This is a genomic window from Pseudomonas granadensis, from assembly GCF_900105485.1.
Lineage (GTDB): Bacteria > Pseudomonadota > Gammaproteobacteria > Pseudomonadales > Pseudomonadaceae > Aquipseudomonas > Aquipseudomonas granadensis.
Map to the genome: position 1 here is coordinate 5,437,319 of NZ_LT629778.1, position 19,241 is coordinate 5,456,559.

At 60.0% G+C, this 19,241-nt stretch carries 20 protein-coding genes; 2 read left to right on the forward strand and 18 right to left on the reverse strand.

The window, feature by feature from the left end; genetic code table 11:
* Positions 1-2: 2 nt before the first annotated feature.
* From tssJ to BLU52_RS24400, 18 genes are all read right to left on the reverse strand, one after another.
* On the reverse strand, positions 3-503 hold the full coding sequence (tssJ, locus tag BLU52_RS24315) for a type VI secretion system lipoprotein TssJ (RefSeq protein ID WP_090287584.1): 501 nt from the start codon (positions 501-503) through the stop codon (positions 3-5).
* A 5-nt stretch (positions 504-508) separates the two neighbouring features.
* Positions 509-1,705: a type VI secretion system-associated FHA domain protein TagH gene (gene tagH / locus BLU52_RS24320; protein WP_090287588.1), complete on the reverse strand. Its 1,197-nt coding sequence runs from the start codon at positions 1,703-1,705 to the stop codon at positions 509-511.
* 18 nt (positions 1,706-1,723) lie between these two features.
* Positions 1,724-1,864 (reverse strand): hypothetical protein, encoded by a 141-nt coding sequence (locus tag BLU52_RS24325; RefSeq protein ID WP_003229566.1) that lies wholly within the window; start codon positions 1,862-1,864, stop codon positions 1,724-1,726.
* A 93-nt stretch (positions 1,865-1,957) separates the two neighbouring features.
* Positions 1,958-3,478, reverse strand: coding sequence for a sigma-54 interaction domain-containing protein (locus BLU52_RS24330; RefSeq protein ID WP_090287590.1), 1,521 nt, complete (start codon positions 3,476-3,478; stop codon positions 1,958-1,960).
* Between the two features lie 10 nt (positions 3,479-3,488).
* Entirely contained in the window at positions 3,489-6,146 is a 2,658-nt protein-coding gene (gene tssH, locus BLU52_RS24335) for a type VI secretion system ATPase TssH (protein WP_090287592.1), read from the reverse strand.
* Positions 6,147-6,157: 11 nt separating this feature from the next.
* On the reverse strand, positions 6,158-7,165 hold the full coding sequence (tssG, locus tag BLU52_RS24340) for a type VI secretion system baseplate subunit TssG (RefSeq protein WP_090287595.1): 1,008 nt from the start codon (positions 7,163-7,165) through the stop codon (positions 6,158-6,160).
* Complete coding sequence (gene tssF, locus BLU52_RS24345) at positions 7,129-8,916, reverse strand: type VI secretion system baseplate subunit TssF (RefSeq protein ID WP_090287597.1); 1,788 nt, start codon at positions 8,914-8,916, stop codon at positions 7,129-7,131. Before tssF ends, tssG begins: the two co-directional genes overlap by 37 nt.
* A 125-nt stretch (positions 8,917-9,041) precedes the next feature.
* Positions 9,042-9,497, reverse strand: a complete 456-nt coding sequence (locus BLU52_RS24350) for a hypothetical protein (RefSeq protein ID WP_157720721.1) — start codon at positions 9,495-9,497, stop codon at positions 9,042-9,044.
* A 4-nt stretch (positions 9,498-9,501) separates the two neighbouring features.
* The gene (locus tag BLU52_RS24355) at positions 9,502-9,867 is read right to left on the reverse strand and encodes a hypothetical protein (RefSeq protein WP_090287601.1); all 366 of its coding nucleotides are present in this window, start codon (positions 9,865-9,867) and stop codon (positions 9,502-9,504) included.
* Complete coding sequence (locus tag BLU52_RS24360) at positions 9,864-10,544, reverse strand: DUF6695 family protein (protein WP_090287603.1); 681 nt, start codon at positions 10,542-10,544, stop codon at positions 9,864-9,866. Before BLU52_RS24360 ends, BLU52_RS24355 begins: the two co-directional genes overlap by 4 nt.
* A gap of 1 nt (position 10,545) precedes the next feature.
* Positions 10,546-11,070, reverse strand: coding sequence for a PAAR domain-containing protein (locus BLU52_RS24365; protein ID WP_090287606.1), 525 nt, complete (start codon positions 11,068-11,070; stop codon positions 10,546-10,548).
* A gap of 11 nt (positions 11,071-11,081) precedes the next feature.
* Complete coding sequence (gene tssE, locus BLU52_RS24370) at positions 11,082-11,489, reverse strand: type VI secretion system baseplate subunit TssE (protein WP_090287609.1); 408 nt, start codon at positions 11,487-11,489, stop codon at positions 11,082-11,084.
* Positions 11,490-11,498: 9 nt separating this feature from the next.
* Entirely contained in the window at positions 11,499-12,974 is a 1,476-nt protein-coding gene (gene tssC, locus BLU52_RS24375; protein WP_090287611.1) for a type VI secretion system contractile sheath large subunit, read from the reverse strand.
* 25 nt (positions 12,975-12,999) lie between these two features.
* Positions 13,000-13,503: a type VI secretion system contractile sheath small subunit gene (gene tssB, locus BLU52_RS24380; protein WP_003229587.1), complete on the reverse strand. Its 504-nt coding sequence runs from the start codon at positions 13,501-13,503 to the stop codon at positions 13,000-13,002.
* Positions 13,504-13,535: 32 nt separating this feature from the next.
* Entirely contained in the window at positions 13,536-15,098 is a 1,563-nt protein-coding gene (gene tssA, locus BLU52_RS24385) for a type VI secretion system protein TssA (RefSeq protein WP_090287613.1), read from the reverse strand.
* A gap of 647 nt (positions 15,099-15,745) precedes the next feature.
* Complete coding sequence (locus BLU52_RS24390) at positions 15,746-16,021, reverse strand: HU family DNA-binding protein (protein ID WP_003213368.1); 276 nt, start codon at positions 16,019-16,021, stop codon at positions 15,746-15,748.
* 190 nt (positions 16,022-16,211) lie between these two features.
* Positions 16,212-17,360, reverse strand: a complete 1,149-nt coding sequence (locus BLU52_RS24395) for an NAD(P)/FAD-dependent oxidoreductase (RefSeq protein ID WP_090287616.1) — start codon at positions 17,358-17,360, stop codon at positions 16,212-16,214.
* 20 nt (positions 17,361-17,380) lie between these two features.
* Entirely contained in the window at positions 17,381-17,548 is a 168-nt protein-coding gene (locus BLU52_RS24400; protein WP_003177199.1) for a rubredoxin, read from the reverse strand.
* Positions 17,549-17,748: 200 nt separating this feature from the next.
* On the opposite strand from BLU52_RS24400, the gene BLU52_RS24405 reads away from it, so the two are divergent.
* Together BLU52_RS24405 and ubiA are read left to right on the forward strand one after the other, a co-directional pair.
* Positions 17,749-18,309 (forward strand): chorismate--pyruvate lyase family protein, encoded by a 561-nt coding sequence (locus BLU52_RS24405; RefSeq protein ID WP_090287618.1) that lies wholly within the window; start codon positions 17,749-17,751, stop codon positions 18,307-18,309.
* The gene (gene ubiA, locus BLU52_RS24410) at positions 18,309-19,199 is read left to right on the forward strand and encodes a 4-hydroxybenzoate octaprenyltransferase (RefSeq protein ID WP_090287621.1); all 891 of its coding nucleotides are present in this window, start codon (positions 18,309-18,311) and stop codon (positions 19,197-19,199) included. The genes BLU52_RS24405 and ubiA overlap by 1 nt, the downstream gene beginning before the upstream one ends.
* Positions 19,200-19,241 lie beyond the last annotated feature (42 nt).

The window sequence follows — 19,241 nt, forward strand, 5'->3', positions numbered from 1 at the left end:
GTTCAGTCATCCGCCTTGGCGAGCACTTGATGGGTGTTACGGATGCCGGTCTGGTCCAGCGTCAGATCGACTTCGGTGACTTCCAGCGGCGTGATCTGAACCGTGTGGCGCCATTGGGTGTCCGGCAAGTCGCGGTAAGCGGCGAGAACGCCAACATAAAGGCTGCCCTCTTCCACCTTGAGCTTCATCTCCACGGTTTCACCCGGGCGCAGTTCGAGTTCTTCGCTGGCGACCAGATCCGGGTTGAGGGCTTCCTTGGCGCGTTCGTAGAGGCTGAAGAAATCAGCGTTCTCGAAAGTTACCGGGTGCTTGAGTTCGAACAGGCGCACGACGATCGGCGACGGCCGCCCGTTGAGGTCCGGGTTGAGCTGATCGCTGCCGGTGAGTTTCAGGTTGATCTTGGTCACTTTCGAGTACGGCGACAGCGACGAGCAACCGGCGAGCAGCACCAGCAGGGTGAGCGCAGTCAGCGTCTGGAAAAAAGCGGTCGAGCGGCGAGACATGCGCATCATCCTTGGTGGTCGGTGTGAAGGGTGGAAATCAGGCGGATCTGTTCTTCGTAGGCCTGAGCAAAGTCGCGGGCCAGCAGACGCTCGCTCCAGTCATCGTCCTGACGCAGCGCCTGGTGATAACGGCCGAACGCTCTCCAGCGCCCGCCCGACGTGGCGATCAGCGGCTTGTTGTCGCGCTCGAAACGCAGGGTCAACTGCTCCGGCGAGAAATGCTCGAGCGTGCCGCGCACAGCGGCGCGGCTGGCGGTGAGCAAGGCCACTTGATGCGCCTGCAAGTCACGGAACGCACGGGAGATCGCCTGTTCGGCCGGCAGATGCCCGGGTTTGCTCGGCTGCAACAGAATCTCCAGCGCTTCGCTCGGGTCAACGGCGAATTTCAGCGGGTTCTTGTTGGTGCCCTGCACGGTGGTCTGAGCCAGACGCAGTTCGTTTTTCAGCTCCGAGCGGGTGCGCAGGCTCTGCTGCAGACCGCCGATGCTCTGGCGCAGCAGGCGCGCCGCATTGATCGCCATGGCTTCGCGTTCGTCGTGGCTGAGGTCTTTGACGTCGACACCCAGCGCAGCGCCGAAATGCTCCCAGAATCCGTCGCTCTGACGCTCGACGGCTTTCGGGGCCGGAGCGGGCTCGGGTTCGACCGGCGCGGCGATCAGCTCCGGCACCAGCAGGCTTTCCATGTCGATGCGCGCGTAGTCGGCACGCTGACGCGAATCCTCCGGTTTGGCCGTGGGCGCCAGCAGCTCGTCGATTTCCGAGTACACGCGCTCTTGCTGTTCAAGCGCATTGAGCGGATCGAGGTCGAGGAACGCGTCATCCGGAATGATGCTGCCGGCAGCGCGCGGACGGCCGACTTCACCGTCGAAGGTCGCCGGGTCGCGCACCAGCCGCGCGCGGATCTCGAAGTCGCCAAGAATGTAGGTGCTGCCGTGCTCGATGCGCACCGGCTCGCCCTTGTGCAGGCGCGCGTGGCTGCTGCCGTCCTGGACACCGTTGCTGCTGGTGTCGGTCAGGAAAAACGAGCCATCGCGGTAGCTGACAATCGCGTGGTGATTGGACAGGTGACGCTTGCGGTCAGGGATGATCCAGTCGCAGTCCTCGCCCCGCCCGATCACGCCGCCGGCCTGTTTGAAGGTCCGCTGGCACAATTCGGTGGGCACGAACTGCTTGGTGTTCAGCATTTCGAAAACCAATTCCATGTTTGATGCTCCTTGCGGTCACTTGCCGCGATTGACCGCTTGCGGATCACCCAACGGGCGATAGTCGTTGTCGTTGAATTTGTAATTGCCGCTACAGCCGCCAAGGCCGCATAGAACGACGAGGGTCAGCAGGACAGCGTGCCAGTGACGAACAGACATCAGAGGGTCTCCAGGTGTAGACAAAGCACAAAGCGCCGACCCTTGCGGGCGGCGCTGAAATGGGTTTTTCGGGACAGATCGATGCGTTTTTGCCTAGCCATCGAAATCCCCCAGATTGATGTTCAGACGACCGAGCCGATACAGCAGCGTGCGCCGTGGCAGCCCCAGTTCGCGGGCGGCGAGAGTCTGGTTGCCGTCGTTCTTGCGCAGGCAATCGAGTAACAAAGTGCGCTCGACCTGCTCCAGACGTTCACGCAGATTCAAGTGGCTGTTGTCCTCGAGGATCGGCTCCATGCGCAGGGCAAAATGTTCGGCGAGCAGTTCGCCGCCTTCGCACAGCAGCACGGCACGTTCGACCAGCGCTTTGAGTTCGCGCACGTTACCGGGGAAGGTGTAACCCGACAGGTGCTCCAGCGCCGCGCTCGACCAGCGCACCGGATCACGCTGCAGGTAGGCACAGGTTTTTTCGGCAAAGTGTTGCGCCAGTTCGAGGATGTCGCCCTCGCGCTGCCGCAGGGCCGGCAACTCGATCGGAAATTGCGCGAGGCGGTAATACAGGTCTTCGCGGAACTTGCCTTCGCCGACCAGCGCCGCCAGATCGCGGTGCGTCGCAGCGATGATGCGCACGTCGATCTTGTGCGTGTCGTTCGAACCCAGCGGACGAATCTCGCCTTCCTGCAACACGCGCAGAATCTTCGCCTGCAACGACAGCGGCATGTCGCCGATCTCGTCGAGCAGCAGCGTGCCGCCATTGGCCGCATCGAACAGACCGGCGCGGTCGCGATCGGCACCGGTGAAAGCGCCCTTGCGATAGCCGAACAGCTCGCTTTCAAGGAGGTTTTCAGGCACCGCCGCGCAATTCTGCACGATGAACGCCTGAGAACGGCGCGGACCACAATCGTGAATCGCCCGCGCAACCACTTCCTTGCCGGTGCCGGTTTCGCCGCGCAGCAACACGGTGTACGGGCTGTGCAGAACCTTGCTGATCAGCGAATGGGTCTGGCGCATCGCCGCGCTTTTGCCGATCAGACCGTAGCCGCTGATGCTCGGCACGCTGCGCACCGCCGTGGCCGATTCCGCCGATGGCTGACGCAGGCGTTGCAGCAAATGCAACTGGCCGAGCACGAACGAACCGAGCTGACCGAGGGAATCGGCAAAGCCCTGCAAGTCGGTGCGGCGACGGCTGGCGCAGAGCAACAAGCCTTCGACCGCTTTGTGGCTGTTGACCAGCGGCACGCACAGCAACGACTGCCAGGCGCTGGCCGTCGCGGGCAGAAAACTGGTCTCGTGCAAGCTGCCGCTCAAATCGTCGAGGCATACCACGCGGTTCTGGCACAACGCGAATTGCAGCAGTTGTTCACCGTTGTAATCGGCCGGCAGGCTCGCCGCCTGGCGCGGTTGCAGCGCCCCGTCGAGGCATTCGGCGTTCATCCCCAGGCAAGTGTGGGTGGCGTCGAGCAGGTACAGCTGCGTCAGTTCGCAACCGCTCAGCTCGGCCAGCCCGCGCACGAAGTCACCCAGCAGCGCAGCACCGTCCGCCGCCCGCGACAGACTGGCGAACTGCGCCAGCAACGCTTCGGCGTAGACCAGTGGCTGCGGCACTCGAGTGAACATCACACCCACCTCAGGCGAACTCGCACGTCACGCTGGCGTCGCCGTCGAGCGTGGCGTGCACGCGCTTGAGGCTTTCACCCGTGGCCATCGCATCGAGCAGACGGTCGGCCACCAGCGGCAATACGTGCTGGTCGAGCAGATGGTCGATGAGGCGCGCGCCGCTTTCGCTTTGCGTGCAGCGCTCGGACAGGTGATCGACGAGGTTCTGGCACCAAGTGAAATCCAGCTGACGACGATTCAGGCGCTCGCCCAGACGACCGAGTTTGATCTCGATCAGCTCGCGCAGCACCGGGCCGCCGACCGGGTAGTACGGCACCACTTTCATCCGCGCCAGCAGCGCCGGTTTGAAGTGTTTGCTGAGCACCGGGCGAATGGTTTCTTCGAGGACTTCGGCGGTTGGCCGCGCACCGTTTTCGCAGAGGTCGCTGATCTTGTCGCTGCCCAGGTTCGAAGTCATCAGGATCAGCGTGTTGCGGAAATCGATCTCACGCCCTTCGCCGTCGTTGGCCACGCCTTTGTCGAAGATCTGGTAGAACAGGTTGAGCACGTCCGGGTCAGCCTTTTCGACTTCATCGAGCAGCACCACCGAATACGGTTTCTGCCGCACCGCTTCCGTGAGCATGCCGCCCTCGCCGTAGCCGACATAGCCCGGTGGCGCGCCGATCAGGCGCGAGACGGTGTGCTTCTCCTGGAATTCGGACATGTTGATGGTGGTGATGAAACGGTCGCCGCCATACAGCAGGTCAGCAAGGGCCAGCGCGGTTTCGGTTTTGCCGACGCCGCTCGGGCCGACCAGCAAAAACACGCCGACCGGTGCGTCAGGCTTGTTCAGACCGGCAGCAGTGGCGCGCATCGAGCGATCCAGCGCGTGCACGGCTTGTTCCTGACCACGAATGCGCGTGCGCAGGTCGGTGGCGAAACTGGCGACCTTGGCGTTGTGTTCGCGGGCCAGTTGCGCCAGCGGCACGCCGGTCCAGGCGCTGATCACTTCGGCAACCAGACGCGGGCACACTTCGAAGCTGACCAGACGCTCTTTGACCTGCGCAGCAGTCAACGCCGTGTGGGTTTCGTGCAGCTGCGCTTCCAGCGCTTCGACGCTTTGGCCTTCTTCGACTTCGGCGGCGTGGGTTTCGATCACCGTGCCTTCAGCGTCTTCTTCGACGCTGACAGTCGGCTCGACAGCGGCGGCTTCGCGGGCCTTGGCCAGTTGCTGACGCAGCTCCAGCAGGCGCTCGGCCAACTCTTTCTGCTCGGTCCACAGGGTCTCCAGCGCAACCATCTCGCTTTCGGCTTCGCCCAGACGCGCTTCCAGTGCCTCCAGCGCTTCGTGGTCGATCAGCAGACCGGCCTCGGCATCGCGACGCAGGGCCTGACGCTGACGGCCACCTTCAGCCAGTTCGCCACGCAGGCGCTCAAGGCTTTCCGGGGCGGCGGCGAGGCTGATGCGCACGCGGGCGCAAGCGGTGTCGAGCACGTCGACGGCTTTGTCCGGCAGTTGCCGACCGGCCAGATAGCGCGCGGACAATTCGGCCGCAGAAACCACCGCGTCATCACGCAGGTAGATGCCGTGGCTCTTCTCGTAGACCTGAGCCAGACCACGCAGAATGGTCACTGCTTCGCTGACGGTCGGTTCGTGCAATTGCACGGGCTGGAAACGACGGGCCAGTGCCGGGTCTTTCTCGAAGTATTTCTTGTACTCGGCCCAGGTGGTCGCGGCGATGGTGCGCAATTCGCCACGGGCCAGCGCCGGTTTCAGCAGGTTGGCCGCGTCGGAGCCGCCGGCATTGCCGCCCGCGCCGATCAGCGTGTGGGCTTCGTCGATGAACAGAATGATCGGCTTCGGCGAGGCTTTGACTTCGTCGATCACGCCTTTCAGACGACGTTCGAATTCGCCTTTGACGCTGGCGCCGGCCTGCAACAGGCCCATGTCCAGCGAGAGCAATTCAACGCCTTTGAGTACCTGCGGCACTTCACCGGCGGCGATGCGCGAGGCCAGACCTTCAACGATGGCGGTTTTACCGACACCGGCCTCACCGACCACGATCGGGTTGTTCTTGCGGCGACGGGCAAGGATGTCGACCATCTGGCGGATCGCGCCGTCACGGCACAGCACCGGGTCGAGTTTGCCGTCGCGGGCCTGCTGGGTCAGGTTGTGCGTGAAACGCTGCAACAGCGATTCGCCTTGTGCGGCAGGTTTGCCATTGGTCGCCGGTTGTTCCTGTTGCGACAGGGCAAATTCCTTCAGGCGATCGATGTTCAGCTTGGCGAGCAGCGGCTGATAACGGCTGCCCGCGTAGCGCATCGGGTTGCGCAGCAAAGCCAGAATCAGTGCGGCATCTTCGACCTGGGTCTGGCCCAGTTCAAGGTTGGCCACCAGCAGTGCGTCTTGCAGCCACTGCACCAGTTCCGGAGCGAACACCGGGTTGCGCGAAGCGCTGTGCTCGACCCGCGATTGCAGCGCGGCGCTCAGCTCACCGGCATCGACGTCGGCATCCTGCAAGGCGCGCGACAACAAGCCGTTCTGACGTTCCAGCAAGCCCAGCAGCAGGTCTTCGACGAGAATCTTGCTGCCGCCCCGGGCCACGCAACGCTCGGCCGAACGCTCCAGATCACGACGGGTTTCGGCGTCCAGCGCCTGGATGAGTTGTTGCAGGTCTACGTTGATCATGGCTCACGTCCTTAATGAATTTTGCTGCCCAAGGTCACCACGCCGTCCGCTTTCTCGCGGCCCAGCCAGCTGGTCCAGCCGAGGCGACAGGCGTTCTGTTCACCGATGCGCAGTTCGCGGATTTCTTCCTGGCGCAGGACCAGGCGAATGTCGTAATCGAGCGGGTCACGCAGGGTGAACCGCACCAGCGCGCAGAGCGGCTGGTAACCGAAACCGATCGGCAGGAATTCGTGGAAGCGCTGCCAGTCGAGTTCGGTGATGTGAATGCGGAATTTGCCGCTGCGATCGCGCACGTGTTCGCCGAGCACCAGGTCTTCGCCGAGCAGGCTGTTGGCGCGCCCCAAACGATTGCGCTGCTCGTCGAGAATTTCCACGCGGCGCTCGATGCATTGCTCGATGACCAGGTCTTCGTGCTTGAAGTAGTAACGCAGCACGGCTTCGATCAGCGCCGCCGAGTGCGCCCGCAGACTGAGCAGGCCGAGGTACGGCAGCAGGCGTTTCCAGTTGAGTTCCTTGGCCTTGCGGATCTCGTCGCCGCCCAGGCCGATCAGCGCGAACAGTTGCGCCGAGAACGGATCGACCGCGCCGCTCTGGAAGCTTGCGCGGTAGCGGTACTTGCGCCAGATCGGCAGCATCAGCCGTTGCAGGCGATGGTGGAACAGGTCAAGGAAGTTGCGTGTCGGGTTGCCGTCCTCGCTGTCGCCCAGCGCCTGCTCGCCGTAGAACGCCGGCAGCGGCGAACCGGAGCCGACCAGTCCGATCAGGTTGAAGCGCATGCGTGCGCGCATCTTGCCGTGCTCTTCGAAAAACTCGACGCGATCGACGTCGCTGCGCGGAAAGCCCAGGCTCGGGTTGGCCTGAAACTCGACCTGATCGTACAGATCGTCTTCGCTCAGGTGCGGGTGGGCCTCGCGCAGCCGGTCGATCACCAGCAGCACGGCCTGAAACAGCGAGTACTCGCGTATTACCTTGGTCAGCCCGCTTAAAGCAGGGGCTGCAGGCCCATACGTGGTGTCCATTGGTACACCTCTCCCTGTGTGCTTTTTACCCGCAGCTCATGGAATGAATTGAGACTGGCGTAAAGCGCGAAAAACTCGTTGAGAACCGAAGCGAAGACGAACAGGTCGCCTTCGCCGATATAGCCTTCCGGGTCGATGGTCAGTTCGGTGCGCAAGCCGCGCACCGGCAGGCCGCGATGCAAGCGGTCGACGTGGTGATGTTTGATGTGCTTGAGGCCGCCGAGCAGGCGTTTGCTGACCTTTTCTGCGTGCTGGTCGTAGTAGCGCGGCAAGTCGTAGGTTTCGAGAATCACCTTCAACGCATTGACGTCGGCCAGCGACAGATAGTTAAGCGACATGTTGCTGATCAGCTTCCACAGGAAGTCACGGTTCAGCGGCGGCGCAAAACTCGGGGTGGCCGGGGTGATGTTGCGGAAACTCAAGAACTCCGGCGTCTCTTCGCAGGCCATGCAGATGTCGCCGAGCTTGAGCTTTTTCGGCAGGTTCTGGTTGGTGCACATCAGCTCGATCGACAGGGTTTCGTGGGCTTCGGTGTGGCGGATGCCGAAACTCAGGTAGGTGTCGAGGCCGTCGTGCAGCAAGGACGAACGCTGGCGGATGCTGTAATGCGGGCGGCTGTTGGGCACGTCGAAACTCGGGTCGTGCTCGAACGATTCGAACGGCACGTACTCCTGGTAACCGAGGCCGCCGGGCTTCCAGCCGGTCACGGTTTCGACGGAGAACACACCGCAGTTTTCCAGATCGTATTCCGCCGGCAGCAGCAGGTATTCGTCCTGCTTGCCGTCGAGGCGGATCGGCAGTGCATCGTGGGCAAACAGGTTGGCAATCGGCGTGCAGAACAACTTGACGTTATCCAGCGTCGGACGCATGCGCATGATGCCGCTCTTGCGAATATCAAAACGCATTTCGAGGCCGCGCATCTGCTTGAGCGTGTCTTCCGGCAGCGCCTTGAGGATGTCCAGACCGTGGACGTCGACGAAAAGGAATTTGTCCTGGAAGGCGAAGTATTCCTGCAGGTAGCGATAGCCACGAAAGGTGTTCAGCGGATACGGGATCAACGCTTCTTCTTCGGCAAAGCCCACCGGTTTCACGCGGTCGCCGGGAATCTTGAACGCCATCGGCTTGCCGCTGACACCATCGATCGGCTTGCCGGCGCCGTCGAGCGGGATCAGTTCGATGCCGTCGAGGTTGCGCAGCAGGCTCAGGTACAGCATCTGGCTGATGTAGCGCTCACCGGCAAAATGCAGACGCAGTTTGCTCAGCTCCAGCTCACCAAGGTGGCCGTCGGCGCTCATTTCCAGACGCAGGCTGAGCAGCGAGCCGTCGCCCTTCACCGAGTAATTCAGCGCGGCCAGATCCAGCGGCAGCACGTCAGTCGGGTAGCAAGTACGGAAGCGGCAACGCACGTCTTCGATCGGCTTGCTTTCGATCGGCGTATCGCGCTCGACGCGCAATGCCGGCCCGGAACGCTTGAGCGGATCGAACTGCAAAATGCTGAACGCCGGCAGCGGACGCATGTAGTTCGGCCACAGCAATTGCATCAACGAATGGCTGAGCTCCGGCAGCTCGTCATCGAGCTTCTGGCGCAGACGCCCAGTGAGAAACGCAAAGCCTTCCAGCAACCGCTCCACATCCGGATCCCGCCCGGCCTGCCCCAGATACGGCGCCAGCGCCGGACTACGCTCGGCGAAACGGCGACCGAGCTGGCGCAGTGCGGTGAGTTCGCTTTGGTAGTAGTGGTTAAAGGACATGGAGTGATTGCCTGATCATAATTTGAATTAAATATTCCGTACCGGCCGCAAGCCACCGTTCATTTATCAGTACTAATTCGCGTCAAAGTAATTACCGTGACTTGTCCAATTAAGCTTCAGGAACTTCAATTGGGAATCACCTCATACGGGGTGTTACTGATAAATAGGTCCAGCCAATGTTTTCTTGGATTAGATAGCGCCAGCGTGAATACCTTGCTTTTCTTATCCAGCCTGATAAAAACAACACCGACAGCATCATCACTTTCATCAGCGGTCATATCCAGCGAAACATCAGAAAACAAAGGAGTACGATAAACATGACCAAGGTCATTCAAATCCGTAAAACGCAAGTAAACCGAGTCTCTCGGAGTCAAAAGCGAGCTGGCAGGAACAGACTCTATTAAATACTGTCCGGACGGACTCCTTATTAACACATCAGCCGCACGACTCAAGATCCCAGTCACAACAAGCGCACCAGCGATAACAAAACCAAATAATAATGCAGCCAAACTCATACTTAACTTATTCAAAAAAACATTAGGAGCAGCCCTTTTTTTCGAATTATGAAGTGCGAAAGCCATCATATTACTTCCCCAATTCCGAGCTCAACTTCAGTGCGGTTTCGTCCTGCAAGTAAACATCGTCACCCCCGTCGTACCCCATGAAATCCTCGTTAGAGAGCTGGCGCCCATCCTTTTTGACATGCGTCACCCATCCTTTGGACCAGATATCTCCGCTTTCGTGGCGTATTTCAACGTAATAGTGTGGTGGGTTCGACTTGGTAATTTCGAAGAAAGAACCACCATCTTCAGCGCCGCTCCAAAAAGCTTTTGGGTGATTATTCAAAACGGGGCCCTTTCCGTTATCGCGCTCAACAAGAGTGAACATCGCTACTATGACGAGAAAAAAAACAACAGTGAGCGAAACGACTAAAATTTTGAAAGCCCTCATTCATCTATTTCCAATTTGTCGTCAGCGAAATAGTAGTCAAGGTCAATTTCAGACAGCTGAAATTGTGTCATGTACAAAGTTGGAGCTACTGTACGAGAACGGAAAGGGGCAGAAAAACCAACACTCTCCGCCAACTCCGCAGCAAAAGTCACGCAGTTATGGTTCCCTAAGTCGTAGGCCTTCCGTGCTTTGTCATTATTTTCAGCAAACTTTGCGTCCAACCATGCCAAAGCGTTTGCGTAGACATCTCCTCTGAGCACGACACCTTTTATATTTCCTGACTGGCCGTGCGCTATCGAAATTTGTCTGAGAGTTTTCTTTAATGACGATTCGGTAATATGCCCGGCTACGATTTTTACATCCGGAATATTGCCTTTTTGTACCCGCCCGGCCGGACCAGGTCCTTTATATCGGCCGTATTCATAATATTTAGAAACACCTGTCTTGCCATTGATCAGCAAAACACCCGCATGACCAAGGAAAGGTGCTTTGGGAAACTCGATTTTGATTTTTTGACCAAACCAAGTGTCCTTATAGTCATCCATTATATGGATCTCGAATTGGGGGAAAACCAACGGAATGAGAAAGTCATTGTCCGCTGTCAAGTAAACCTGAATCGGTGAAACGTCTGCGGCAGGTGTGGTGGCGACAGTTGCCACCTGAACGGCTTGCGGCATCTCACTCCCCCTTCAGCAGCCAGTTCGGTTTCACCGAAATCTGGACATTTTGTGACTGAGCTTTTTTCCCAAGCGCTTGCGAAAATCCCGACTCATCGGTCTTGCCGTGAACCTCTGTGCCATCTTCAAGCGTGGCGATGTACGAGACATTTTTGAGTGGCGTTCCAGATGCTTGATCCATCAATTGAACCCGAACGTCAAAGCCAAAAATGTTCAAAGGCAACGGCGGCACAAACGGCGCTGGCGTATGCGAATTGCCAATAATCACCGTCCCGGATCCAGCCGTGACCTTGTTGCCATGGGTCCCCACGGAATCAACCGTCGCGGCAGGTTTGCCGTTGATCAACACAGTGGTCGCCAAGCCGCCGGACATCGCACCACCACACGCCGACGCATCGCCTTGGCGGGCGGCCGCGAGGCCGTCGAAGAACACGTCGCCGGAACCGGCGGCGATCGGGTTCGTGCCGTGGCCGGGGAGCGGGCAAGCGGTGGGGTCGGATACGCGTGCTGCGGGTTTGCCAGACATCGGGGATCTCCTTAGGTGACCTTGACTTGACCGCTGCCATCCAGGCGCGCGGAAAAACTGACCTGACGCTTGAACCCTTCAACTTCCAGCAGGCCTTCGATACTGAAGGCCAGGCGAAGCTGATCGTGGTCACGCGGCAGGGAAATGACACGCACGTTGCTCAGGCGCGGTTCGTAGGCTTCGATGAAGCTTTCGATGGCCAGGCGGGCCTGACTCAGCGAGTCGTGCAGGCTCAGGCGCATGTCATTGAGATCGGGCAACCCGTAGTCGGCCAGCGTTTGCACGCTGCCGGCCCGGGTGCTGAGCATTTTGGCCAGATGGGCAGCCACCGACGCCATGGCAGAAACCTCGAGGCTCTTGCCATTGCGTAGTTGTGCGTCGCCGTTGAGGCGTTCGAACAGGCTGCCGTATCCGTCCATGAGTCGCTCTTACTCTTTGTCCAGCTTGCCAACCAGCGACAGGGTGAAATCGGCACCCATGTACTTGAAGTGCGGACGCACGTTCAAGCTCACGCGGTACCAGCCCGGCTCGCCTTCAACGTCGCTGACGATCACTTGCGCAGCGCGCAGCGGACGACGGCCACGCACTTCGGCGCTCGGGTTTTCCTGGTCGGCAACGTACTGACGGATCCACTTGTTCAGTTCCAGCTCGAGGTCGGTGCGCTCTTTCCACGAACCGAGTTGCTCGCGCTGCAGCACTTTCAAGTAGTGAGCCAGGCGGTTGACGATCATCATGTACGGCAGTTGGGTGCCGAGCTTGTAGTTCAGCTCTGCCGCCTTGCCTTCTGCGCTGATGCCGAAGAACTTCGGCTTCTGCACCGAGCTTGCGGAGAAGAACGCCGCGTTGTCGGAGCCTTTGCGCATGGTCAGGGAAATGAAGCCTTCCTCGGCCAGTTCGTATTCACGACGGTCGGATACCAGAACCTCGGTAGGGATCTTGGTTTCGATTTCGCCCATGCTTTCGAAGTGGTGCAACGGCAGGTCTTCAACCGCGCCACCGCTCTGCGGGCCGATGATGTTCGGGCACCAGCGGAATTTGGCGAAGCTGTCGGTCAGCTTGGTGCCGAACGCGTACGCGGTGTTGCCCCACAGGTAGTGCTCGTGGCTGTTGGCAACGGTTTCCTTGTAGACGAACGATTTGACCGGGTTTTCTTCCGGATCGTACGGGTTGCGCAGCAGGAAACGCGGCACGGTCAGGCCAACGTAGCGGGAGTCTTCCGAAGTACGGAAGCTCTGCCATTTGGCGAATTGCGGGCCTTCGAAGTGGTCTTTCAGATCTTTCAGATCCGGCAGGCCGGTGAAGCTTTCCAGGCCGAAGAATTTCGGGCCGGCGGCAGCGATGAACGGCGCGTGAGACATGCACGAAACGCTGGCCACGTACTGCATCAGCTTGACGTCTGGCGAGCTCGGCGACATGTAGTAGTTGGCGATGATCGCGCCCACAGGCTGACCACCGAACTGGCCGTATTCAGCGGTGTAGATGTGCTTGTACAGGCCCGACTGCATGACTTCCGGCGAATCTTCGAAATCGTCCAGCAGGTCTTCTTTGGAGACGTTGAGGATTTCGATCTTGATGTTTTCGCGGAAGTTGGTGCGGTCGACCAGCAACTGCAGGCCACGCCACGACGATTCCAGCGCCTGGAAGTCCGGGTGGTGCAGGATTTCGTCCATCTGACGGCTGAGCTTGGCATCGATCTCGGCGATCATGCGGTCGACCATGGCCTTCTTGACCGGCTCACCGTTGTTATGCGGCTTGAGCAGTTCTTCGATGAACGCCGACACGCCACGCTTGGCGATATCGTAGGCTTCGTCGTCCGGAGTCAGACGGGTTTCGGCGATGATGCTGTCGAGAATGCTGTATTCGCCGCTGGCGGCGCTCTTCTCTTGTGCTGCGCTAGTGCTCATTGTGTTGGCTTCCTTGGCAAGAGTCTCAGGCGTCCGGGGCTGCGGCGTTCAGGCCCAGCTCACCGAGTACGCGACCACGGGATTCGTCGTCGGCGAGCACGCCTTCGATCGCTTTACGGAACGCAGGCGCGTTACCCAGCGGGCCTTTGAGGGCCACCAGCGCATCGCGCAGTTCCATCAGTTTTTTCAGCTCAGGCACTTGCTCGACCAGGCTGGCCGGGTTGAAGTCCTTCATCGAATTGACGCGCAGTTGCACAGCCAGCTCGTCGGCCTCGCCATCTTCCTGCAGACGGTTCGGCACGCTCAGCGTCAGACCCAGTTCTTGCTTGGCCAACACTTCATCGAAGGTCATCTTGTCGATGCTGATCGGCTTGCGATCTTCGATTTTGCGATCGTCCTTGCGGTGGGTGTAGTCACCGATTGCCAGCAGTTTCAGCGGCAGTTCAATCTCTTCCTGAGCACCGCCGGTGGCGGGTTTGAAGGTGACGTTGATGCGTTCCTTGGGGGCTACCGAGCCTTCTTTGGCCATGGCTTTTCTCCTTGCGGTTGTGGCCCTGGGGCCTATTCGAGTACCACTTCGAGGTCGAGGTGGCACAGCCTGCGATAAATCTCTTCCTTGCGTTCACGTACGGCATGGTTCTGCGGCAACAACTCGCAGCAACTGTGCAGCAGGTGCAGCACTTCCAATGCAAGATCGGGCTCCCAGGCGTGCAGGCCTGAGTCCTGTAATGTCTGATCGAGGGTTTCGAGCTGGTTCTTGGCCAGTTCGTATTTCTTGGCCATGAAGCACAGCCGCGCGAGGGCGAACTGCCAGAAAAACCGTTCGCGCCCGCCGTGAGCCGACTGCAGACCCTGCTTGAGAATCTGCACGGCCGGCTTGAGGCCTTCCTTGCGCAGCAGCGGCAGGACGTCCTCGAGCGCTTTCTCCCAGGCGGGCTGGGTTTCGACGTTTTCGCTCTCGACCTTGCGCGGCGCACTGGCGCTCTGCAGGTGCGGCATGACGTTGGCGGCGATCCACGCCCGGGTAGACGGATCGGCAAACGGCGCGCCGTCATGGAAGCGCAACTCGACAATGCCGGGCAGGCGCTGAACCAAAAGCGCGAAGTGGATTTCCACTTCGCGCATGGCCAATTCGGCGTTGAGGTTCTGGAGACATTCCCAGACCATCCTCTGGCCATCGAACCAGAACGGCGCCTTCGCCAGGCTCGCCTCCAGTTCCACCAGCAGGTCGGCGTATTTGCCCTGATCGAAACGGTCCTGATAGAGCTTGAGTTTTTCCAGCGGCAGGCCGCGCAACACGGTGATCTGCTCGGCGTTGCGCTCGGGTACCGCGTCGATGGTCATCCACAGCAAGGTGCGATTGAGGCGCAGGGCGCGCAGGTCGGTGGCTTTCTGTTTCAGCCACCAGGCGCACAACGGCCGGGCGCTTTCCTGCTGGGCACGCAGGGCCTTGTGCGCATCGCGTTCGTTGTCGATCGGTGCGCCGGGAGTAAGCAACTGGGTCGCGGCCTGCTTGACCTGCGCCACTGCCGCGCCCACCACGCCGGGGGCCGGCTGATTGTCGGCAGCGCGCTGGATCATGGTTTTCAGGCGACGGGAGATCGGCAGCAGCAACGGCGCGTCATCGCCCAGATGTTCAGTGCAGGCGGCCTCGAGACCGGACAGGTGCTCGGAGAGCTGCCGGAACATCGGCAACTGCTCTTTGATCGCAATGTTTTCGGTAATCACCTGCTCAAGACGCGGCACCAGCCAGCCAATCGCGGCGGCACGGGTGCGCGGTTTCAGCGGGTGGACGTCGGCCCAGTTGTTTTCCGACAAATGGTGCAGCAGACCGAGGCCGGCCAGCAGACCGGGGAAGGATTCACGCTGGTACAACGACCAGGTCAGCCAGGCGCCGACACGCAAATCCTTGGATTGGGTACGCAGCAGGTTTTCGCTGTTTTCGCGGATTTTCAGCCAGTCGATCTGCCCGCTTTCGTGCATCGACGAGGCTTTGGCCAGCTCACTTTCCAGCGCCTCGAATTCGCTCGAGAAACGAACGTCTTCGCCCGCGAAATTCTCTTTTGAAACAGAGACTTTTGCGAGTTCGAGGTAATGGGCGGAAAGTTTGCTTGAGTAGGACATCCATGGCCTTTATTAAGGATTACAGTCGTGCGGGCGATTAGAGTGTCAGCCACGCGGGACAGTATCGAAGAGCAGTTCAGCGACTCATCCAATTGAGATGTGCTCTTTCAAGTGGGCGCATCGTAATCACAATGATGGCCACTAGCAAGCATCTGATTAAACAACAAGACGAAGTGTTCTTTGTTTGTTGTAGGAGGTTTCCTTATATCCTGTCAGGGTATCCCCGATACCCCCTTCGCTTGTGCATCGTCGCAACACCGGCCTGAAAACCGCGATCCAGAGCGTCCGTTTTCAAAAATCCGCAACACCCCGTGTGAACTGGCGAAGACGGCCCGGAGCATGACCGGTTTTGAAAAATCCGGATGTAGGATGATTCCGAAAGACTTCGGTATTGTTTCAACGCATCGCAAAGCGACAACAAAAGATGATTAAAAATGCCATCATATTGCTAGCATTTATTAAAAATTTTTAATCGCCGACTGTTTGCAAAGCCGCAACGCTAATCGAAGCCCGGCTCTTATTAATGCGTTTGGCAGTAGCGTGCTTTTAATCCACAAATTGGCGGACATAAAAAATGGGCATTCGACCGCAATCGAAATGCCCATTTTTCTCAGCGGTTCTCCCGTTATTCAGGAGATTCGCCGCAATTATGGATTAACGCTGTCTTTCAACGATTTGCCTGGCTTGAACGCAACGGTGTTGCTGGCCTTGATCTTCACCGGTTCGCCGGTTTGCGGGTTTTTGCCGGTGCGGGCGCCGCGGTGGCGTTGCAGGAAGGTGCCGAAGCCGACCAGCGTCACGCTGTCTTTGCGGTGCAGGGCGCCGGTGATTTCTTCGAGGACGGCGTTGAGGACGCGATTGGCCTGTTCTTTGGTCAGGTCCGCTTTTTCCGCGATGGCGGCGGCGAGTTCTGGTTTACGCATTAGTGAAGCCCCTTTGACGGTTTTTTGTTGTTATGTCCGTGCTGTTCTCGTTGGAACAGCGCCCAAGGCGCCGCAGGCTCTACTCTGCGGCAGACGGGAGTGAGAATGGCACGCGGATACGGGCGACGCCAGTCTCCCCGCGACCTTTGTCGGGGCAAAAGCGGGGTGTTTACGACAGAACGACCGGCATTTACGCCAGCAGGGCCGGAAGCTGTTTGTTCAGGGCGAGTTTTTCCATGACCGCGGCGCCGGTCAGCGCATAACCGAGCAACTGACCATCGGCATTGCGGCACAGCGCCTTGATGTCGGCGCCCTGCCCCTCGACCGTCCAGACGCCTTCGCTGCCACGCGGCGGCGGCGAGACCACCAACGGGCAAACCGGGGTTTTCACGGTGATCGGCATCGGGCCGTAGCTGACCGCTGTCGGGTTTCCCGCCAGGGTCTGGGCCAGCGCTCGCGCGCAGCTCATAAGGGGCATGACGTACAACAGATTCAGCCCGTCGACCTCAGCGCAGTCGCCCAAGGCGTAGATATTGGTGTGGGACGTTTTAAGCTGCCGATCAACCATGACACCGCGATTGACCTGGAGCCCCGCCGCCGCTGCCAGATCGATGCGTGGGCGCAGGCCAATTGCCGAGACCACCACGTCGCAGGCGACGACCTGGCCGTCGGACAGGTGCGCTTCGAGGCCATCGGCAACTTTCTGCAGGCGGGTCAGCACCGGGCCGAGGTGAAATTTTGCGCCGAGACTTTCCAGCCCGGCCTGCACGGCGGCCGCAGCGGCCGGGTGCAGCAGAGTCGGCATGACCTGCTCGCACGGCGCGACCAGTTGCACTTCGTAGCCGCCGAGGATCAAGTCATTGGCGAACTCGCAACCGATCAGCCCAGCACCGAGCAACAGCACGCGCCGCTTGCCGGCCGCGGCCGCACGAAACCGTGCGTAGTCTTCCAGATCGTTGATCGGAAAGACCAGATCGGCAGCATCGCCTTCGATCGGCACACGCACGGTTTCCGCGCCCCAGGCGAGAATCAGGTCGCGGTAATACACCGCCTCTTCGCCGATCCACAGGCGTTTGTGGCCGGCATCGATGCCGCTGATACGCGTGTGGGTGCGCACTTCGGACTTCAACTGCTCGGCCATGGCACCGGGCTCGGCCATGCTCAGGCCGTCGGCATCCTTGTTCTTGCCGAAACCGGTGGAGAGCATCGGTTTGGAGTACGAGCGGCCGTCATCGGCGGTGATCAGCAGCAGCGGGGTTTCGCTGTCGAGCTTGCGAAACTCGCGGGCCAGGTTGTAGCCCGCCAGGCCAGTGCCGATGATGACGACAGGTGCGCTCATGCCTTACTCCTTGATTTTGCTTAGTTGATTTCGATCATTTCGAAGTCCATTTTGCCGACGCCGCAGTCCGGGCACAGCCAGTCTGCCGGCACGTCTTCCCAGCGGGTGCCCGGCGCAATGCCGTCATCCGGCCAGCCGTCGGCTTCGTTGTAGATCAGGCCACAGACGATGCATTGCCACTTTTTCATTCGGATACTTCCTCAAGGTTCAGGCGATTGCTGGCGCGGACGGTCGATGGGTGTTGCGCTGCCATCCGGCTCAGGGCGTTTTGTACTGAGGGTGCCGGGCAGATGCAAGCCTGTTCGGCGCAACGGCCACCCGGATCGATCAATCTCGCAGCCCGCCATGGTAAGCTCGCCGCCTCATTTGCGGCCAATAATGACTCATTGTGCAACATTCAAATGCCTGCCCCGCCCCGCTCTGGCTGACCCAAAGCCGACTGTCACCCCGCCCCGATTCGTTGACCCTGGACTGGTTGTTCGACGAAGGCTCGCTGACCCGCCGCCTGACGCGACTGTCCTGCGATGGCTTCAGCGTGACGCCGTTGTTCGAAGGCTGGGCCACCCTGCGCAGCGACGAATGCGCGGCACTGGAGCTGGCCGAAGGCAGCGAAGGCTGGGTGCGCGAGGTGTATCTGCGTGGCTACGGCGAGGCCTGGGTGTTCGCCCGCAGCGTGGCCTCGCGTGCGGCATTGCAAGGTGACGGCTTGCACATGGATGAACTGGGCAGCCGCTCGCTGGGCGAGCTGCTGTTTTGCGATCAGGCGTTTCAGCGCCGCGCCATTGAAGTTTGCCATTACCCTGAAGACTGGCTGCCGGCAGAAGCCAAAGCTCCCTCGCTGTGGGCCCGCCGCTCACGTTTCGACCGCGGCGCGCTGAGCGTGCTGGTCGCGGAAATCTTCCTGCCGAGCCTGTGGAGCGCCGCTCGCGCTCATCCGGAGAACTGCTGATGTATCAGAGCCTGCTCAAGTCCCTGAACCGCTTGAACCCGCGCGCCTGGGATTTCATTCAGTTGACGCGCATGGACAAGCCGATCGGCATCTATCTGCTGTTGTGGCCGACATTGTGGGCATTGTGGATTGCCGGCAAGGGCTCGCCGTCATTGGCCAACGTGGTGATTTTTGTCCTCGGTGTGGTGCTGACCCGTGCCGGCGGTTGCGTGATCAACGACTGGGCCGATCGCAAGGTCGACGGCCATGTCAAACGCACCGCGCAGCGCCCCTTGGCCAGCGGCAAGATCAGTTCGAAAGAAGCGCTGGTGTTCTTTGCCGTGCTGATGGGCATCAGTTTTCTGCTGGTGCTGTGCACCAACGCGCCGACCATCTGGCTGTCGCTGGGCGGTCTGGCACTGGCTTGCACCTATCCATTCATGAAGCGCTACACCTATTACCCGCAAGTTGTGCTGGGCGCCGCGTTCTCGTGGGGCATGCCGATGGCGTTCACTGCCGAGACCGGTGAGTTGCCGGCGGCGGCGTGGCTGCTGTGGATTGCCAACCTGTTGTGGACGGTGGGTTATGACACCTACTACGCAATGACCGACCGCGATGACGACCTGAAGATCGGGGTGAAATCCACGGCGATCCTGTTTGGCGAGGCGGACCGGGTGATCATTCTCAGCCTGCAGGCGCTGTCGTTGGGTTGCCTGATGCTGGCGGGGTCGAAATTCGAGCTGGGAATGTGGTTTCACCTCGGCTTGCTGGTGGCCGCTGGCTGTTATGCGTGGGAGTTCTGGTACACCCGCGATCGCGACCGGATGCGTTGCTTCAAGGCGTTCTTGCACAATCACTGGGCCGGGTTGGCGATTTTTGTCGGGATCGTCGTGGATTACGCGCTGCGCTAAACGCAAATCAGTGTAGGAGTGAGCCTGCTCGCGATAGCGGTG

Coding starts and splice junctions, on each gene's coding strand:
- BLU52_RS24330 (WP_090287590.1), bottom strand. CDS start 3,478: ATGTTCACTCGAGTGCCGCAGCCACTGGTCTACGCCGAAGCGTTGCTG.
- tssE (WP_090287609.1), bottom strand. CDS start 11,489: ATGGACGGATACGGCAGCCTGTTCGAACGCCTCAACGGCGACGCACAA.
- tagH (WP_090287588.1), bottom strand. CDS start 1,705: ATGGAATTGGTTTTCGAAATGCTGAACACCAAGCAGTTCGTGCCCACC.
- BLU52_RS24325 (WP_003229566.1), bottom strand. CDS start 1,864: ATGTCTGTTCGTCACTGGCACGCTGTCCTGCTGACCCTCGTCGTTCTA.
- tssH (WP_090287592.1), bottom strand. CDS start 6,146: ATGATCAACGTAGACCTGCAACAACTCATCCAGGCGCTGGACGCCGAA.
- tssG (WP_090287595.1), bottom strand. CDS start 7,165: ATGGACACCACGTATGGGCCTGCAGCCCCTGCTTTAAGCGGGCTGACC.
- tssJ (WP_090287584.1), bottom strand. CDS start 503: ATGTCTCGCCGCTCGACCGCTTTTTTCCAGACGCTGACTGCGCTCACC.
- tssF (WP_090287597.1), bottom strand. CDS start 8,916: ATGTCCTTTAACCACTACTACCAAAGCGAACTCACCGCACTGCGCCAG.
- BLU52_RS24355 (WP_090287601.1), bottom strand. CDS start 9,867: ATGAGGGCTTTCAAAATTTTAGTCGTTTCGCTCACTGTTGTTTTTTTT.
- BLU52_RS24400 (WP_003177199.1), bottom strand. CDS start 17,548: ATGAAAAAGTGGCAATGCATCGTCTGTGGCCTGATCTACAACGAAGCC.
- tssB (WP_003229587.1), bottom strand. CDS start 13,503: ATGGCCAAAGAAGGCTCGGTAGCCCCCAAGGAACGCATCAACGTCACC.
- BLU52_RS24365 (WP_090287606.1), bottom strand. CDS start 11,070: ATGTCTGGCAAACCCGCAGCACGCGTATCCGACCCCACCGCTTGCCCG.
- ubiA (WP_090287621.1), top strand. CDS start 18,309: ATGTATCAGAGCCTGCTCAAGTCCCTGAACCGCTTGAACCCGCGCGCC.
- tssA (WP_090287613.1), bottom strand. CDS start 15,098: ATGTCCTACTCAAGCAAACTTTCCGCCCATTACCTCGAACTCGCAAAA.
- BLU52_RS24395 (WP_090287616.1), bottom strand. CDS start 17,360: ATGAGCGCACCTGTCGTCATCATCGGCACTGGCCTGGCGGGCTACAAC.
- BLU52_RS24390 (WP_003213368.1), bottom strand. CDS start 16,021: ATGCGTAAACCAGAACTCGCCGCCGCCATCGCGGAAAAAGCGGACCTG.
- BLU52_RS24360 (WP_090287603.1), bottom strand. CDS start 10,544: ATGCCGCAAGCCGTTCAGGTGGCAACTGTCGCCACCACACCTGCCGCA.
- tssC (WP_090287611.1), bottom strand. CDS start 12,974: ATGAGCACTAGCGCAGCACAAGAGAAGAGCGCCGCCAGCGGCGAATAC.
- BLU52_RS24350 (WP_157720721.1), bottom strand. CDS start 9,497: ATGGCTTTCGCACTTCATAATTCGAAAAAAAGGGCTGCTCCTAATGTT.